Source organism: Loktanella salsilacus (genome assembly GCF_024206795.1).
GTDB lineage: Bacteria > Pseudomonadota > Alphaproteobacteria > Rhodobacterales > Rhodobacteraceae > Loktanella > Loktanella salsilacus.
The window spans coordinates 3,235,730-3,252,006 of the sequence record NZ_CP072994.1 but is presented as its reverse complement, the minus strand read 5'-3'; the positions used below and the strand labels follow the sequence as shown (position 1 = coordinate 3,252,006).

Below are 16,277 nucleotides of genomic sequence, written 5' to 3'. Positions count from 1 at the left end.
GAAAGCCGTGCTTGAGCGGTGAAGGCACCCGCGCTACACCTGATCGTTCATGACCGGGAGGGGATCATATGACACGGCAAAAGATCACGCGCGAAGACGCACTTGGCTTTCACATCGCGCCAACCCCCGGCAAGTGGGAGGTAACGGCAACCGTACCCATGGCCACCCAGCGCGATCTGTCGCTGGCCTATTCCCCCGGCGTCGCGATTCCCTGTGAAGAGATCTTCGCGAACCCTGCGACGGCCTACGATTACACGAACAAGGGCAATCTGGTCGCTGTCATCTCTAACGGCACAGCCGTGCTTGGCCTGGGCAACCTTGGCGCGCTGGCGTCCAAGCCGGTGATGGAAGGCAAGTCGGTGCTGTTCAAGCGCTTCGCTGACGTCAATTCGATTGATATCGAGCTGGATACCGAAGACCCCGACGCATTCTGCAACGCTGTGCGCCTGATGGGGCCGACCTTTGGCGGCATTAACCTCGAGGATATCAAAGCTCCCGAGTGCTTTATCATCGAGCAGCGGCTCAAAGAGGAAATGGATATCCCCGTTTTCCACGACGACCAGCACGGCACCGCGGTGATCTGCGCCGCCGGACTGCTGAACGCGCTGCATATCAGTGGCAAAAAGATCGAAGATGTTCGCATCGTTCTAAACGGGGCGGGGGCGGCGGGTATTGCCTGCCTAGAGCTGCTAAAATCCATGGGCGCGACCCACGACAATTGCATCATGTGCGACACCAAAGGCGTGATTTATCAGGGCCGGACCGAGGGGATGAACCAATGGAAGTCCGCCCACGCGGCGAACACCCCGGCGCGTTCCTTAGCAGAGGCGATGAAGGACGCTGACGTGTTCCTAGGTGTCAGTGCAAAAGGGGCCGTTACCCCTGAAATGGTGTCTGATATGGCCCCGAATCCCGTGATTTTCGCTATGGCGAACCCTGACCCGGAAATCACCCCCGAAGAGGCGCACGCCGTACGCCCTGATGCTATCGTGGCCACCGGCCGCAGCGATTATCCCAATCAAGTCAATAACGTGCTAGGCTTTCCTTATCTGTTTCGCGGTGCCCTCGATATCCATGCCCGTGCCATCAATGACGAGATGAAGATCGCCTGCGCCCATGCCCTTGCGCAATTGGCGAGGGAAGACGTGCCAGAGGAAGTTGCCGTCGCTTATGGCAAAAAGCTGACCTTTGGCCGGGATTATATTATTCCTACGCCTTTCGATCCGCGCCTGATCCACCGCATTCCGCCTGCCGTTGCCAAAGCAGGCATGGCGACGGGTGTGGCGCGGCGCCCCATCATCGACATGGACGCCTACGAGGCGTCGCTCAAATCCCGTATGGACCCCACGGCGAACATGTTGCGCGGTCTTAATGCGCGGGCGCGGGCGGCGCAGTCGTCTGTGATCTTTACCGAAGGCGACGATCCACGCGTGCTGCGCGCAGCCATCGCCTATCAGCGGCAGGGGCTTGGAAAGGCGCTGGTCGTCGGGCGGACAAAAGACGTCGCCGACATGCTGCATGCAGAGGGGCTGTCCGACGCGATCGAAGAGCTGGAAGTCGTCAATGCGGCCAATACACCCCATTTAGAGACGTATAAGTCATTCTTGTACGCGCGTTTGCAGCGCAAAGGTCACGACCGGCAGGACGTGCATCGCCTTGCCGCGCGTGACCGTCATGTCTTTGCCGCGTTGATGCTGGCGCATGGTCATGCGGATGGCATGGTGACCGGCGCGACGCGCAAATCTGCGCACGTGCTAGAACTGATCAACCACGTCTTTGACGCCGGCCCGCACGACGGTGCGGTTGGCGTAACAGCAGTGCTGAACCGGGGACGGATCGTGCTGATCGCGGATACGCTGGTGCATGAGTGGCCCGATCAAAATGACCTTGCCGATATTGCCGAGCGCGGCGCTGCCGTCGCGCGGGATCTGGGACTAGAGCCGCGCGTTGCGTTTCTATCCTTCTCCACCTTCGGCTATCCGGTGTCCGAACGCGCCGAAAAAATGCATCAGGCGCCCAAAGTGCTCGACGCACGTGGCGTTGATTTCGAATACGAGGGCGAGATGACAGTCGATGTCGCCTTGAACCCCACGGCACAGGCGCATTATCCGTTTAGCCGCCTGACGGGGCCGGCGAACGTGTTGGTTGTTCCGGCGCGGCACTCGGCGTCGATCTCGGTGAAATTGATGCAGGAAATGGCAGGAGCGACGGTGATCGGGCCGATCCTGTCGGGCATCGACAAGCCGATACAGATCTGTTCGACCGTCAGTACTGTTAATGATATTTTGAATATGGCGGTGATTGCCGCCTGTAAGGTGGGTTAAAAAATGGCGATCTGGAATCTGGGCTCGATCAACGTCGATACAGTCTTTTCGCTGCCGCATATGCCCAGCCCCGGCGAAACGCTGTCGTCCACGGCGCGGAACGTATTTCTGGGCGGCAAAGGCACGAATATGTCCGTTGCCGCCGCCCGTGCAGCTGCGATTGTCCACCATATCGGGGCCGTTGGTGATGACGGTGAATGGACCGTTGATCGCCTGATGGAATACGGCGTTGATACCCGGTTTATCGCTCGCGTTGATGAAGATACCGCGCAAGCCATGATTATGGTCGACCCAAAGGGCGAAAATATCGTGATCCTGCACCCAGGTGCCAATGTCGCGATCCCCCAGGCGATATTGCAAGAAGCAATGTCCGAGGCCCAGACCGGCGATTGGCTGCTGATCCAGAACGAGACGAACTTACAACGCACGGCCGCGACGTTGGGAAAGCAGATGGGCCTGCAAGTCGCCTATGCCGCCGCGCCGTTCGATGCGGACCGGGTAAAGGCGGTGCTGCCCTACCTAAACCTGCTCTTTCTGAACGCTGTTGAAGCGGCTCAATTAGAGCAAGCAACCGGCAAGCGCCCTCAGGACCTTGGGGTGCGCGATGTGATCATCACGCTTGGCGGCGATGGTGCCGATTGGTTCGGTCCGGAAGGGCACCGCCATTTTGACGCGGTTCCTGTGACACCCGTTGATACGACAGGCGCTGGCGATACGTTTACAGGGTACGTGCTGGCAGGCCTTGATCGGGGGCATCCGATGGCGCAGGCCATCAATCTGGCAACGCGTGCCGCGGCGCTGATGGTCACGCGCCACGGGACAGCGGACGTCATCCCCGATTTAAAAGAGCTAGAGGATTTCAGACCCTAAAAAACGGCTTAGTGATGGATAAACGGCGCATTCGCGCCCCATAGCTGCTGCACACGCGCATCGCGACCACAGCCTTTGCGATAGAAATCGTAAGCATCGCTTTGGCGCTTTGCCCCACCGCGCGTCAACACAAGGCTCGTGCCTTTGTAATAGTCCTGATGGTAGGCCTCAGCACGGTAAAAGGTGGTGGCCTGCACAATGGGCGTCACGATCTGACGGCCAAGCGCTTGCTGTGCTGCGGATTTGGCAGCCACGGCGGTATCAGCCTGCGCCTGAGTCGTTACAAAAATTGCAGTGCGGTACTGGTTGCCACGATCGCAGAATTGGCCGCCAGCATCCGTTGGGTCAACGCTGCGAAAAAACAGGTCCATGATCTGGCGATAGCTGATGACGCTGTCGTCGAAGGGGATCATCACCGCCTCGTAATGGCCAGTGGACCCGCGGCCGACCTGACCGTAGTTCGGGTTTTCCGTGCGCCCGCCGGTGTAGCCAGAGACCACGTCGCCGACGCCGGGTATGCTTTCAAAGTCGGATTCGACGCACCAGAAACACCCGCCTGCAACGATGGCGGTTTGCTGAGCTGCCTGTGCGCCCAAGGGTGCGAGGCTTGCGACCGCGCCAATCGCAACGGTCAGCGCTGCAGATTTCAAAAGGTTGAATACTTTGGCCATGTCAGTCCCTCCGGTTCGGAACAAGGTGCATGGGCGCTAGAGGTAGAGCAAGCAATGCGCGGGCCGGTCACGCGGGTTTGAATGCCGCGTGACATGGAGGTTCGAAAATAGTGATGTAAATAACTGAAACTCTTTGAACCGGGCTTTCGTGGTTGAAAGCGTGAACGGCTTAAAGTTGCTCCGGGCTGTTGGTTTGTTACGCGTAGATGTGTTTCTAGCCTGCGCGTGACTTAAAGTATTTAACGATTTTTCGGTTAAGCCCCGCCTGCAGCAGATGTTGCAGGCGGGGTTGTTTTTATTTCAGGCGGCGGTTGCGCGCGGCCAGCAGTTTCAGACGTAGCGCGTTTAGCTGGATAAAGCCTTGGGCGTCCGTCTGGTCATATGCGCCGGCGTCGTCTTCGAATGTCACGTGCGCTTCGGAATACAGGCTGTGATCGGACCAGCGCGCAACGGTGCGGGCGGACCCCTTGTACAGCTTCACGCGGACGGTGCCGGTGACGTGCTCTTGGCTCTTGTCGATCAGGGCCTGCATCATCTCACGCTCTGGCGAGAACCAGAAGCCGTTGTAGATCAGCTCTGCATAACGGGGCATGATGCTGTCTTTCAGGTGGCCAGCGCCGGAATCCAGCGTGATCTGTTCGATGCCGCGGTGCGCCTCGAGCAGGATAGTGCCGCCGGGCGTTTCATAGATGCCGCGAGATTTCATACCGACGAAACGGTTTTCGACCAGATCAAGACGGCCAACGCCGTGCTTGCCGCCGAGTTCGTTCAGCTTTGTCAGGATCGTCGCGGGCGACATCGCCTCGCCGTTGATCGCGACGGCGTCGCCTTTTTCAAAGGTGATCTCGACCATCTCTGGCGTATCGGGGGCCTGCTCTGGATCGACGGTGCGCTGATAAACGTACTCGGGCGCCTCGTCAGCAGGGTTTTCCAGCACTTTGCCTTCGGAAGACGTGTGCAGCAGGTTCGCATCAACGCTGAACGGCGCTTCGCCGCGCTTGTCTTTGGCGACGGGGATTTGGTTCTGTTCTGCAAATTCCAGCAGCTTGGTGCGGCTGGTCAGATCCCACTCACGCCAAGGTGCGATAACCTTGATGTCGGGGTTCAGCGCATAGCAGGCCAGTTCGAACCGGACCTGATCGTTGCCCTTGCCGGTCGCGCCGTGGGCGACCGCATCGGCGCCTTCCATGGCGGCGATTTCAACCAGACGCTTGGAAATCAGCGGGCGCGCGATAGACGTGCCCAGCAGATAAAGGCCTTCGTACAGCGCGTTGGCGCGGAACATCGGGAAGACGAAATCGCGCACGAACTCTTCACGCAGGTCTTCGATGTGGATGCTGGACGCGCCCATCATCTCTGCCTTGGCGCGGGCTGGCTCCAGCTCCTCGCCTTGGCCCAGATCGGCGGTAAACGTCACGACTTCGCAGCCGTATTCCGTTTGCAGCCATTTAAGGATGATAGAGGTGTCCAGACCGCCCGAATAGGCGAGGACGACTTTCTTAGGGGCGGTCATGGGCGCGGCCTTTTTGTCAATGTTACTTGACCCAGCGCGATACTGGTTTTCCGCAAAGGGGGCAAGGTTTGGCGGGCGCTGCCGCGCGACCAAAGCCCCTGCGCGTTACATACCTGCCAAATAATCCGCCAAAAACGCCGCATCACCCGCGTTTTCCATCAAATCAAGGGCGTTTTCCGGATCAATCCACAGTGCGGTATGGTTCGGTTCGGTTGGCAGGCTAATCCGGCGGACCGGGTGTGCGACGTAAACGTGGCACAGCTTTTCGGCAAAGCGGTCGTATTCCGGCATATATGTGAAACGGCGAAATGCGCCCAGCCGACGGGGGCGGGCGATGTGCCAGCCGGTTTCTTCGAACACTTCACGGTGCAGCGCGCGCAGGGGACTTTCGCCGGGATCAATACCGCCGCCGGGCAATTGCAGTTCGTTATGCGGGGCACCCTGAAACGTCATCAGGATCGCGCCATCGCGGGGCAAAATGACGTAAACGCCAGCCCGCAATCCGTAGTGCTGCCCAACTTTGGGCGTGCTGCCATACCGTCTGATCATGGCTCTCCCCTTGGACCAAAGCTTGCGGTCCCTATATGGTGTCGGTATGCCAAATCCGACCCTGTAAGGAAAGCCCATGACCCTTGGCTCTCGTATCGCGTGGGACGACACCGTCCTGCCGTTCCAACTTGACGCATCTGACATCCGTGGCCGTGTGGCCCGTTTGGACGGCGTATTAGAAGACGTGCTGAAGCAGCACGACTACCCCGCCTTGATCGAAGGGCTGGTCGCTGAGATGTGCCTGCTGACCGCATTGATCGGTGAAACGATGAAGCTGCAGTGGAAGCTGTCGCTGCAAGTGCGCGGATCGGGTGGCCCGGTGCGCCTGATTGCAACGGATTACTACGGCCCCACCGAAGACGGTCAGCCGGGGCGCATTCGAGCCTATGCCGCCTATGACAAGGACACGCTGGACCTGAACGCCGACGCGTTCGAGCAGATCGGCAAAGGTTACTTTGCCATCCTGATCGATCAAGGTGAAGGCACGCAGCCTTATCAAGGCATCACGCCGTTGGCTGGTGGATCACTGTCCGCCTGCGCCGAGACGTACTTTGCCCAGTCCGAGCAGATCCCGACCCGCTTTTCCCTGACCCATGGCCGCAGCACCCTGCCGGGTGAAGGCGAGCATTGGCGCGCGGGCGGTGTCATGCTGCAACATATGCCAAAGGCATCGCCGCTGATGCACAAGGACGGCCCCTCTGGCGAGGATGGCCTGCTTGCAGCAGAGGATATCTTGGACGACGACGAAGGTGAAAACTGGCGCCGCGCGAATATGCTGCTTGATACGGTGGATGCGCTGGAATTGATCGGCCCAACCGTGCAGCCGACGGACCTGCTGGTACGCCTGTTCCACGAAGAACAGCCGCGTGTCTATGATCCGCAGCCTGTCACCTTTGGCTGCACTTGTTCGGCTGATCGTGTCCGGCAAAGCCTGTCGATTTATTCGGCCAAGGACATCAAAACGATGACCACGGACGAAGGCATCGTAACTGCTGATTGCCAATTCTGCGGCGCTCATTACGAGTTCCAGCCAGAAACCCTTGGGTTCGAGGCTGTATCGTCCGATGGCGCAGAGTGATCTGAAAAGCCGACTACAAGAGGCGCTGGCCCGGCCGGGCCGGCCCTCGACCGACTTTGATCTAAACAAAGATATCACCGCGCCTGCTGGCCGCACATTGCGGGCGGCAGGCGTGCTGATCGGCATTTCGCCCGAAACAGAGACTGTTTTCCTGACCATGCGCTCTGCCGCGCTCAAACATCATCCGGGGCAGATTGCCTTTCCGGGCGGCAAGCAAGACGCAGGTGATCCGACCACCACCGCGGCTGCCCTGCGCGAGGCAGAAGAAGAAATCGGTCTGCCACGACATCAGGTCGAGGTTTTGGGCACCATGCCCGGCCATGAAACTGTGACCGGCTTTCTGATGACCCCCGTTATCGGCCTGATCCATGGTGAATTTACCCCCGTGCCAGAGGCAGGCGAGGTCGCTGAAGTCTTTCAGGTGCCGCTGTCCCATGTCAGCAATCCCGCGCATTTTGCGGTCCAGTCGCGCCGCTGGCAGGGCCATATGCGCAGCTATTATACCGTGCCATTTGGCCCATATTATATCTGGGGTGCCACCGGGCGCATTTTGCGGGCCTTCGCTGATCGGATGCATCCATGAAAATTGCGCCAGACTGGCTGTCGAACCAAAACGCGCAGCGAGTCTGCGCAATGCTGACGGACGCAGGGCATCAGGCGTGGTTTGTGGGCGGCTGCGTGCGCAATGCTTTGATCGGCGCTGCTGCCAGCGATCTAGATCTGACGACTGATGCGCGGCCCGATACAGTCACAAAATTGAGTAAAGCTGCGGGCTTCAAGGTGATCCCGACAGGCATTGACCATGGTACTGTCACTGTCGTCGTGGATGGCAACCCGTTCGAAATCACAACCTTCCGCCGCGATATCGATACGGATGGTCGCCACGCCACCGTCGCCTTTGCCGATACCGCTGATGAAGACGCCCGCCGCCGCGATTTCACAATGAACGCGCTCTATGCCGCCCCCGATGGCACGCTGTACGACCCGCTTGGCGGGATCGCTGATGCGCTGGCGGGGCATGTGCGCTTTATCGGCGATGCTGGGCTACGGATCCAAGAAGACTACCTGCGCATCCTGCGCTTTTTCCGTTTTTTCGCTTGGTACGGCGATCCGGCGATGGGAATCGATGCCGACGGTCTGGCCGCCTGCGCGGGCAACTTAGATGGTATCGACGGGCTGTCCGCCGAACGCATCGGTCAGGAAATGCGCAAGCTGCTGTCCGCGCCCAACCCCGCACCTGCTGTCGCTAGCATGGCTGCAAGCGGTGCGCTGTTGCGGGTGCTGCCTGGGGCGGGGCCAAACGCGCTGACTGTGCTGATCCATCTTGAAGAAATCGCCGGGATAGAGCCTGATTTCAGCCGTCGCCTTACGGCGCTGGGCGGTGATCCGACTCGCCTGCGGCTGACGAATGCAGAGGCGCAGCGTCATGAGATTTTGCGGGATATGGACATTGGTGCAGGCGAAGCCGGATATCGCTTTGGCGCACAAATTGCCATCGACCGCGCGCTGGTTTTGGCTGCATCCCTATCGCAGCCGCTTCGCGACACCGACGTGGCAGCGGCGCGCCATGGCGCGGGTCAAATCCTACCTGTCAAAGCCGCCGATTTCATGCCCAGTCTAAAGGGTCCAGCCCTTGGCGCGGCGCTGAAACAGGCAGAAGCCCGCTGGATCGCATCCGGCTTTACCCTGACACGGAACGATCTGCTGGCTTAAGGCTTTTCCTTTTACAACTTGCGGCCTACATCAAAGGTCCGAGAGACAGAGGCCTTGTCGTGTTTGGTTATTTCGAACGCCTTGTCGATCCCTATACGCCGTATGAGGAGACCGACACACCGCCCACGCGGCTTGCGCCGTTCCTGTGGGACTACACCCGGCCGTTTCATCGCATTTTTGCAGTGACGGCGGGCCTATCAACGATTGTGGCGTTCATAGAGGTCGCGTTGATCGGCTACCTTGGTCGCCTTGTCGATCTGCTGGATAAAGACCCCAGCATTTTTTGGGCGGATCATGGGGTTGAGCTGATCGCGATGGCGGTGTTCTTTTTGACCCTGCGGCCCGTGATCCAGACCGCCCATACGGCGCTGCTTAATCAGTCGATTATGCCGAACCTGACCGCCCTTGGCCGTTGGCGCGCGCATCGGCAGATCATGCGCCAGTCTATCGGCTGGTTCGAAAACGACTTTGCCGGACGGATCGCTAACCGTGTGATGCAGACGCCAAATGCCGTCGCATCGGTGATGAATCAGTTCTTCGAGGCTGTCGCATTCGCCGCCGCCTATCTGATCGGTGCCTTCATCCTGCTTGCTGACGCGGACCTGCGGCTCGTGCTGCCGTTGCTGGCGTGGTTCATTCCCTATCTGTTTTTGCTGCGCTGGGTCATTCGGCGGATCAAGCCCGCCTCGCAGGCCTCTTCTGACGCACGCAGTGTTGTGACGGGGCGGATTGTTGATGGCTACACCAATATTCACGCGGTGAAGATGTTCGCCCACCACGACGCCGAACTGACCTATGCGAAGGGCGCGATAGAGGTGTCGCGCACGACGTTGATGCGCGAAATGCGGCTTTATACGATCATGGACCTTGCGCTGGTCTTTCTGAACGGCGTGCTGGTGGTCGGCGTTGTCGGTTGGGCGTTATCGCTTTGGCTGGGCGGGCTGGCGAGCGTCGGCGTTGTCGCCTCTGCCGCGGCGCTGGTGCTGCGCTTGAACGGCATGAGCGGCTGGATCATGTGGGCCGTCAGCCAATTGTTTCAGGAACTTGGTGTGGTGGCCGAGGGGCTAGAGACGATTGGCCAGCCTGTCACGCTCACCGATGCGCCCGGCGCTGTGCCCCTGCAGGTCACATCTGGCCAGATAGAGGTGACCGCGCTGTCGCACCACTATGGCAAAGCGAAAGGCGGCTTGGACCAGATCAGCCTGTCCATTCCAGCAGGCCAAAAAGTGGGCCTTGTCGGTGCCTCCGGCGCAGGTAAATCGACCCTAATCAAGCTGCTTTTGCGGTTTTACGATGCTGAGGGTGGCACGATCTGCGTCGACGGTCAGGACATCGCTGGCGTGACCCAAGGGTCGCTTCGGCAGGCTATCGGCATGGTGCAGCAAGATAGTGCCCTGCTGCATCGGTCTGTGCGGGAAAATATTCTATATGGTGCCCCAACCGCAAGCGACGCTGCGATGATCGCCGCGGCCCGCCAAGCGCAGGCGCATGATTTCATCGAGGTGCTGGCCGACGCCGAAGGCCGCAGCGGCTATGATGTGCGCGTCGGTGAACGCGGGGTAAAGCTGTCGGGTGGTCAGCGGCAACGGATCGCGCTGGCGCGGGTGATCCTGAAAGATGCGCCAATCTTGCTGCTGGACGAAGCGACAAGTGCGCTGGATTCGGAAGTAGAGGCCGCAATCCAGGACACGTTAGAGACGCTGATGCAGGGTAAAACCGTGATCGCCATCGCGCACCGTCTGTCCACCATCGCCCGGATGGACCGGATCGTCGTCATGGACGACGGACGCATCATCGAGGACGGCACCCATGACGAATTGCTTGCGCTGAATGGTCGTTATGCCCGGTTCTGGGCGCGGCAATCGGGTGGATTTTTAGGGGACGACACATGAAATTCGCAGACTGGATCGACCCCTTTTCCCGCGCCGCAGGTCCGCCGCCCGGCACTTTGATCGCCTTTTTGCGCTGGGCCCTGCGCGGCAGCTTTGGCGCGATGGGCGCTGGGGCAGTCGTTAGCACGATTGCTGGCGTGCTCGAAGTGTTGGCTGCATTGATTCTTGGCCGTGTCATCGACTCGGCGCTGGCCAGCGATAGCACGACATATTTCGGTGAAAACGCGTGGCTGCTGATTGGCGTCGCGCTGTTCTTTGTCGTGTTCCGGCCGCTTGTGCTGGGCCTGTCGGGGATGATGCAATCTGTCGTGGTGGCACCCGCCGTCTATAATTTGGTGCTGTCGCGGCTGCACCGCCACACGCTGGGGCAGGCAGTGACGTTCTTTGACAACGACTTTGCCGGGCGCATAAGCCAGAAACAGATGCAGGCGGCGCGGGCCACGACGGATCTGGGCGTCGATACGATCAACACGGTGTTTTACGCGCTGGCGTCGGTCGTGGGCTCGATCATCCTGCTGACCGATATAGATATTTGGTCTGCCGTCGTGCTGGCGATCTGGATGTTTGCCTATATCGGTCTGATCCGCGCCTTCATGCCCCGCATTCGCGAAACCTCAAAACTGCGCGCCGGATCGCGGGCGATGGTGACGGGGCAGGTGGTGGACACGATCACGAACATCAAAACCGTTAAGCTGTTCGCCCATGCCGATCACGAGGACCGCGCCGCCACTGACGCGATGGAGAAGTTTCGTTTGGACTCTCTCGGCTTCGGCTGGGTGTCTGCGGGCTTCCGTTTTTGGTTGATGACGCTGGCGGGCGTGCTGCCCGTTCTGCTAGTTGGGATTACGCTGTACCTGTGGCAGCAGGGCGCGGCATCGGCGGGTGATATCGCCGTCGCTGGCACCATTGGTCTGCGGCTTGCGCAGATGACGGGCTGGGTCAGTTTTACCCTGATGGGCATGTATTCCAATGTCGGAGAGGTCGAGGACGCTGTCAAAACCCTGTCCAAGCCCCACGCTTTGCCTGATGCAGATACTGCAGTTGATCTGGACCTGAGCGCCGGACGTATTGCGCTGGATGACGTGACCTTTACCTATGGCGGCGGCACGGGTGGCTTGCGCGATGTGACGCTTCATATCGCCAGCGGCGAAAAGCTGGGGATCGTCGGCGGGTCTGGCGCGGGGAAATCAACGCTCGTGGCCTTGCTGCTGCGGCTTTATGATCCCGAAAAGGGTAGCGTTTCCATCGACGGGCAGGACCTGCGCCAGGTGCGGCAGGAAAGTTTGCGGCGCAAGATCGGAATGGTCACGCAAGAAACGGCGATGTTTAACCGATCAGCCCGGGACAATATCCGCTACGGTGCCCCGGATGCGACGGATGATCAAATCAAGGCCGCCGCCGCACGGGCAGAGGCCGAGGAGTTTATCGCCAACATTCGCGACCACGCCGGGCGCAAAGGCTATGACGCGCATCTGGGCGAGCGGGGTGTGAAACTGTCCGGCGGTCAGCGCCAACGCATCGCGATCGCCCGCGCGATCCTCAAAGACGCGCCGATCCTGATCTTGGACGAGGCCACCAGCGCGCTGGATTCCGAGGTTGAGGCAAGCATTCAGGACGCGCTGGACGCCGTAATGGAAGGCAAGACCGTAATCGCCATCGCGCACCGCCTGTCCACTTTGCGCCAAATGGACCGCATTATTGTGCTGGATGGGGGCCGGATCGTCGAACAAGGCGATCATGATGACCTCTTGGCGCAAGAAGGGCTTTACGCGCGGTACTGGAACAGGCAATCGGGGGGCTTCATCAGCGTAGAGGACGACGCGTGAGCCTGATTATCGAAAGTCTGACCCATCTGGGCGCTGGCCGCGCCAATGACGGCACACTTGTGCCGCGCACTTTGCCCGGTGAAGAGGTGGCATTGCGCCCCGACGGAACCCCGCAAATCCTGACGCCGTCAGCGCAACGGGTCGCGGCACCCTGCCGCCACTTCAAGACCTGCGGCGGCTGCGCCTTGCAGCACGCGGCGGATGATTTCGTGGCGGAGTGGAAGCAAACTGTCGTGGCGCGTGCCTTGCTTGCGCATGGGCTAGAGCCTGAATTCCGCCCTATGCACACATCGCCTGCGCAATCGCGGCGGCGGGCAAAGTTTTCGGGGCGGCGCACGAAGTCCGGCGCGATGGTTGGTTTTCACGCCCGCGCATCTGATGTGTTGGTCGCTGTGCCAGATTGCCAGTTGGTCACGCCGGGCATGCTGGCTGGCATCCCGATGCTAGAGGCGCTGACCGTTATCTCTGCGTCCCGCCGGGGCGAAGTCGCGCTGACCGTCACCGATAGCGCCGCTGGGCTGGACGTGCTGGTGCAAACCGACCAGCGCTTGACCGATCAGCTGCGCATCGAATTGGCGGGCTTTGCCCAGCAGCATAAGCTGTCCCGTCTGACTTGGGTGGATGAAACCGTCGTCACACTGCGCGATCCTGTGCAGGTCTTTGGCCCTGCAACCGTGACGCCGCCGCCGGGCGCGTTCTTGCAAGCGACCGAAGACGGCGAAGCGACGCTGCGTAGCGGTGTGATGGACATCATCGGCAACGCCCCCCGCGTGGTGGACCTGTTCGCGGGTTGCGGCACGTTCTCGCTTCCGCTGACCCGCACGGCAGAGGTGACGGCGGTCGAAGGCGAAGCGGCGATGATCGCGGCTATGGATCGCGGCTGGCGTAGCGCCAAAGGCGTCAAGCGCCTGACTGGCATCACACGTGACCTGTTCCGCCGCCCGCTAGAGCCGGACGAGCTGAACCGCTTTGACGCGGCTGTTATCGACCCGCCGCGCGCAGGCGCTGCGGCGCAGGTGGCAACAATCAGCGTGAGCACGATCAAGACCGTGGCAATGGTGTCGTGCAACCCGGTCACCTTTGGCCGGGACGTCGCGGCGCTGGTCGAGGCAGGCTTCACCTTAAACTGGGTTCAAGTCGTCGATCAGTTCCGCTGGTCCCCCCATGTCGAGATGATTGCGTCGCTCACGCGGGCGTGACCGGCGCGCTTGTCTTAGCGCTTGGCCGCTGGGTGGGTGCTGGTGTAGCCAATAGGGAAGGTCGACCAAGATCGACCATGGGACAGATAGCGGGCATGTTATGATTTTGAACCGACGTTTAATGATGGCCACGGCCATGGGCGCTTTGCTGACGGCTTGCGGAAAGCCTGCAGTCAGCAAGTTTCGCCGCTATGATGGGCCACCTGTGACGCGGGTGCAGGTGTTCAAAAAGCAGCGTCGATTACAGCTGCTCAGCGGTAATCGCATGCTGAAAGACTACAAAATGGAAATGGGATTTGCGCCCGACGGGCACAAGCAAATCCAGAATGACGGCCGTACGCCCGAAGGCGCGTACCGCATTGATCGGCGCAACGCGAACAGCCGTTTTCACCTGTCGCTAGGCATTTCCTATCCGAATTCGGACGATATCGCGCGGGCCGAAGCTATGGGCAAACGCCCGGGCGGCGATATCTTTATCCACGGCACCCCGACCAATTATATTGGTCAGGACGACTGGACCTGGGGCTGTATCGCCGTCAGCAATGACGAGATCGAAGAGATCTACGCCATGGTCAAAGATGGCACGCCGATCTTTATCTATCCCTAAGGTGCCGAGACCCTATTGGGTCATCGGCGGCAGGGACGCAAAGGTATCGGCCGTAAAGGTCGGTGCCTGCACCACAGGGCCCGTGCCCAAGGTCATGACCCACCAGATTTTGCCAGCGGGTTCTTGAAACCACGACAGGCCCATCTTGCGCGCAGATGGGTCAAGCACGACGCGGCGCGTATCTGCCTGCTTCATCCAAGCGGCAAGCGTCTCAAGCTCTGTCTCGTAGGACTCAGAGATGTTTTCGCCCAGCACGCGGCCTTGAAAGCCGACGCGTTGCGCGCGTTCCAGCGGTGACGATCCGTCAGAGCCGAACAGCCAAGGCCGGTTCTGGATCGACATATCGCGCGCATGGGTCGCGTCAGCGGCATTCAACTGTGGGTCCAGTTCGACCGCCGGCACGCCAGCGGCGGCGCGCAAGGTGTTGACGCTGTCCAACATGCGGAACTGGATATCATCGGTGTCGTCCGGGCCAATGCGGTAGACTTGCGGCAAAGGCAGGCCATCAGGGCCGATCCGACCCTTGGGCGCGCCGCTACATGCAGCAAGGCCAAGGGCCATCACCCCAAAGATCATCTGACGTCGTAGCATTTTGGCACCCTTTTGCTGGCCGTTGCGCTCTCTTACCGAAGACAGGCAACCACTTCAAATGCCACATCAGTGAGGTCGCGCTTTCCCGCACGGGCATAGATTACATGCCACATCAGGCGCGCGCTGGTTTTGACCCTAGCGCGCCTGACAGAACAAAGCTGACGGCCACAAGGGGCAGGCCAAGGCCAAAGGTCCAGCGCAGACCCGCGTGTTCGGCGACAAAGCCAAGCAGTGGTGGCCCTAGCAGGAAGATGACAAAGGAAAACTGCGCCAGCGCGGCGACATTCAGCGCGGCGGATCGATCGCTGCGCTGGGCAGCCGCTGACATCGCCAGCGGAAAAATCGCGGCAGTTCCGGCACCGATCAGCGCAAAGCCAAGCAGAGCGACCAGCGCAGACGGCGCGAAGAACACGACAAGGACACCAAGCGTCATGGCAACCTGCATCGCCCGCGCGACCCGGTCCGGGGCGTGGCGGTCAACGATCCGATCTGAAAAGTAGCGTGTGATCGCCTGCGACAGCGCGGTTGTGGCCACGGCGAGGCCGCCCAGAAACGGCAGGGCGTCAAACACGGACCGCATATAGATGGCCGACCAGTCGATGCTGGCACCTTCTAGCAGCATCGCTGACAGGGATACGCCGACCAGTACCATGATGCCTTTGGTCGGCCGTGCAATCGCCGGTCCGGCATCCGCTGTTTCGGTGCCGCGTTTTGGGGCTGGCTGAAAGTCGGCCAGAAGCACGCGTACCCCTAGGAAAATGATTGGCAACACAAGCGCCATGTGAAGCGTCGGAGGCACACCAAACTGGGCCATTGCGGCGCCGAATAGACCGGCGGCGAAGAAACCAAAGCTCCAAAAGGCATGGGCGCGGTTCATGATGCGGCGGCCTAAGGCGGCTTCGACGCGGTCCGCTTCGACGTTCACGATCACCTCTGTCGCGCCCATCGTTAGCCCGGCGGGGATCAGCAAGAAATACAGCGCCAGCGGTCCGGTCGCATGGACTGCGATGGCAAAGCACAGCGACATCAGCGGCAGGAGGATGAACAGCGCTTGCCGATGCCCAAGGCGCGCAATGACTGGCGCAGCCAATGTCAGGGCGATCAGGGTGCCCGTCGACGTGCCGATCAGGGCCAACCCTAGGGCGCCTTCTTCGATGCCCATCGCGCGTTTGATGTCCGGCAGGCGCGGGAAAAGGTTGCCCAATGCAAAACTATAGATCGCAAAGGCAGCAAAGACGCGCTGATGCGGGGCAAGGCGAGCGGAGATCGACATGAGGGGTGCTTTCGGCATTAAATCCGGCGCACTTAATCACGGTTATCTGTGCGGGCCAACGGGGACCGGATGCAGCGCTTCGCGCTACAGCCTTCGGCGAGAGTTTATTTCGCCAGATGAAGGGGATCCCGCCGGAGCGTTTTGGGCCCCGGCGGGGGCAACCGTGTTAGG

The 16,277-nt window shown here is 60.4% G+C and carries 14 protein-coding genes; 9 read left to right on the top strand and 5 right to left on the bottom strand.

What is annotated here, in order from left to right; genetic code table 11:
- Nucleotides 1-68 precede the first annotated feature (68 nt).
- Both KBW81_RS15705 and KBW81_RS15700 read left to right on the top strand, forming a co-directional pair.
- Nucleotides 69-2,324: an NADP-dependent malic enzyme gene (locus KBW81_RS15705; protein ID WP_254247820.1), complete on the top strand. Its 2,256-nt coding sequence runs from the start codon at nt 69-71 to the stop codon at nt 2,322-2,324.
- Nucleotides 2,325-2,327: 3 nt separating this feature from the next.
- Nucleotides 2,328-3,194, top strand: a complete 867-nt coding sequence (locus KBW81_RS15700) for a ribokinase (protein WP_254247819.1) — start codon at nt 2,328-2,330, stop codon at nt 3,192-3,194.
- Nucleotides 3,195-3,202: 8 nt separating this feature from the next.
- Here the strand turns inward: KBW81_RS15700 and msrA are convergent, their stop codons facing one another.
- The 3 genes from msrA to KBW81_RS15685 form a co-directional block, all read right to left on the bottom strand.
- On the bottom strand, nt 3,203-3,865 hold the full coding sequence (msrA, locus tag KBW81_RS15695; RefSeq protein ID WP_090188635.1) for a peptide-methionine (S)-S-oxide reductase MsrA: 663 nt from the start codon (nt 3,863-3,865) through the stop codon (nt 3,203-3,205).
- A gap of 295 nt (nt 3,866-4,160) precedes the next feature.
- Nucleotides 4,161-5,378: an argininosuccinate synthase gene (locus tag KBW81_RS15690; protein ID WP_090188830.1), complete on the bottom strand. Its 1,218-nt coding sequence runs from the start codon at nt 5,376-5,378 to the stop codon at nt 4,161-4,163.
- A gap of 105 nt (nt 5,379-5,483) precedes the next feature.
- Entirely contained in the window at nt 5,484-5,927 is a 444-nt protein-coding gene (locus KBW81_RS15685) for an NUDIX hydrolase (RefSeq protein ID WP_254247818.1), read from the bottom strand.
- Nucleotides 5,928-6,003: 76 nt separating this feature from the next.
- Between KBW81_RS15685 and hslO the strand changes: the two genes are divergently transcribed.
- The 7 genes from hslO (at nt 6,004) to KBW81_RS15650 (ending at nt 14,242) form a co-directional block, all read left to right on the top strand.
- Nucleotides 6,004-7,005 (top strand): Hsp33 family molecular chaperone HslO, encoded by a 1,002-nt coding sequence (hslO, locus tag KBW81_RS15680; RefSeq protein ID WP_090188641.1) that lies wholly within the window; start codon nt 6,004-6,006, stop codon nt 7,003-7,005.
- Entirely contained in the window at nt 6,992-7,588 is a 597-nt protein-coding gene (locus KBW81_RS15675; RefSeq protein ID WP_254247817.1) for a CoA pyrophosphatase, read from the top strand. Before hslO ends, KBW81_RS15675 begins: the two co-directional genes overlap by 14 nt.
- On the top strand, nt 7,585-8,718 hold the full coding sequence (locus tag KBW81_RS15670; protein ID WP_254247816.1) for a CCA tRNA nucleotidyltransferase: 1,134 nt from the start codon (nt 7,585-7,587) through the stop codon (nt 8,716-8,718). The genes KBW81_RS15675 and KBW81_RS15670 overlap by 4 nt, the downstream gene beginning before the upstream one ends.
- Before the next feature lie 59 nt (nt 8,719-8,777).
- A complete protein-coding gene (locus KBW81_RS15665) occupies nt 8,778-10,610 on the top strand; it encodes an ABC transporter ATP-binding protein (RefSeq protein WP_254247815.1) in 1,833 nt (610 codons plus the stop codon).
- On the top strand, nt 10,607-12,436 hold the full coding sequence (locus KBW81_RS15660; protein ID WP_254247814.1) for an ABC transporter ATP-binding protein: 1,830 nt from the start codon (nt 10,607-10,609) through the stop codon (nt 12,434-12,436). The genes KBW81_RS15665 and KBW81_RS15660 overlap by 4 nt, the downstream gene beginning before the upstream one ends.
- Entirely contained in the window at nt 12,433-13,635 is a 1,203-nt protein-coding gene (locus tag KBW81_RS15655; protein WP_254247813.1) for a class I SAM-dependent RNA methyltransferase, read from the top strand. Before KBW81_RS15660 ends, KBW81_RS15655 begins: the two co-directional genes overlap by 4 nt.
- Nucleotides 13,636-13,756: 121 nt before the next feature.
- On the top strand, nt 13,757-14,242 hold the full coding sequence (locus KBW81_RS15650; RefSeq protein WP_254247812.1) for a L,D-transpeptidase family protein: 486 nt from the start codon (nt 13,757-13,759) through the stop codon (nt 14,240-14,242).
- Nucleotides 14,243-14,254: 12 nt separating this feature from the next.
- Here KBW81_RS15650 and dalA read toward each other — a convergent pair whose 3' ends face one another.
- Entirely contained in the window at nt 14,255-14,833 is a 579-nt protein-coding gene (dalA, locus tag KBW81_RS15645; protein WP_254247811.1) for a divisome-associated lipoprotein DalA, read from the bottom strand.
- 112 nt (nt 14,834-14,945) lie between these two features.
- Entirely contained in the window at nt 14,946-16,106 is a 1,161-nt protein-coding gene (locus KBW81_RS15640) for an MFS transporter (protein WP_254247810.1), read from the bottom strand.
- Nucleotides 16,107-16,277: the final 171 nt, after the last annotated feature.

Bases quoted from the DNA above. Each gene is read 5' to 3' on its own strand.
- KBW81_RS15705 (WP_254247820.1), top strand. From the start codon at position 69: ATGACACGGCAAAAGATCACGCGCGAAGACGCACTTGGCTTTCACATC.
- KBW81_RS15700 (WP_254247819.1), top strand. From the start codon at position 2,328: ATGGCGATCTGGAATCTGGGCTCGATCAACGTCGATACAGTCTTTTCG.
- msrA (WP_090188635.1), bottom strand. From the start codon at position 3,865: ATGGCCAAAGTATTCAACCTTTTGAAATCTGCAGCGCTGACCGTTGCG.
- KBW81_RS15690 (WP_090188830.1), bottom strand. From the start codon at position 5,378: ATGACCGCCCCTAAGAAAGTCGTCCTCGCCTATTCGGGCGGTCTGGAC.
- KBW81_RS15685 (WP_254247818.1), bottom strand. From the start codon at position 5,927: ATGATCAGACGGTATGGCAGCACGCCCAAAGTTGGGCAGCACTACGGA.
- hslO (WP_090188641.1), top strand. From the start codon at position 6,004: ATGACCCTTGGCTCTCGTATCGCGTGGGACGACACCGTCCTGCCGTTC.
- KBW81_RS15675 (WP_254247817.1), top strand. From the start codon at position 6,992: ATGGCGCAGAGTGATCTGAAAAGCCGACTACAAGAGGCGCTGGCCCGG.
- KBW81_RS15670 (WP_254247816.1), top strand. From the start codon at position 7,585: ATGAAAATTGCGCCAGACTGGCTGTCGAACCAAAACGCGCAGCGAGTC.
- KBW81_RS15660 (WP_254247814.1), top strand. From the start codon at position 10,607: ATGAAATTCGCAGACTGGATCGACCCCTTTTCCCGCGCCGCAGGTCCG.
- KBW81_RS15650 (WP_254247812.1), top strand. From the start codon at position 13,757: ATGATGGCCACGGCCATGGGCGCTTTGCTGACGGCTTGCGGAAAGCCT.
- dalA (WP_254247811.1), bottom strand. From the start codon at position 14,833: ATGCTACGACGTCAGATGATCTTTGGGGTGATGGCCCTTGGCCTTGCT.
- KBW81_RS15640 (WP_254247810.1), bottom strand. From the start codon at position 16,106: ATGTCGATCTCCGCTCGCCTTGCCCCGCATCAGCGCGTCTTTGCTGCC.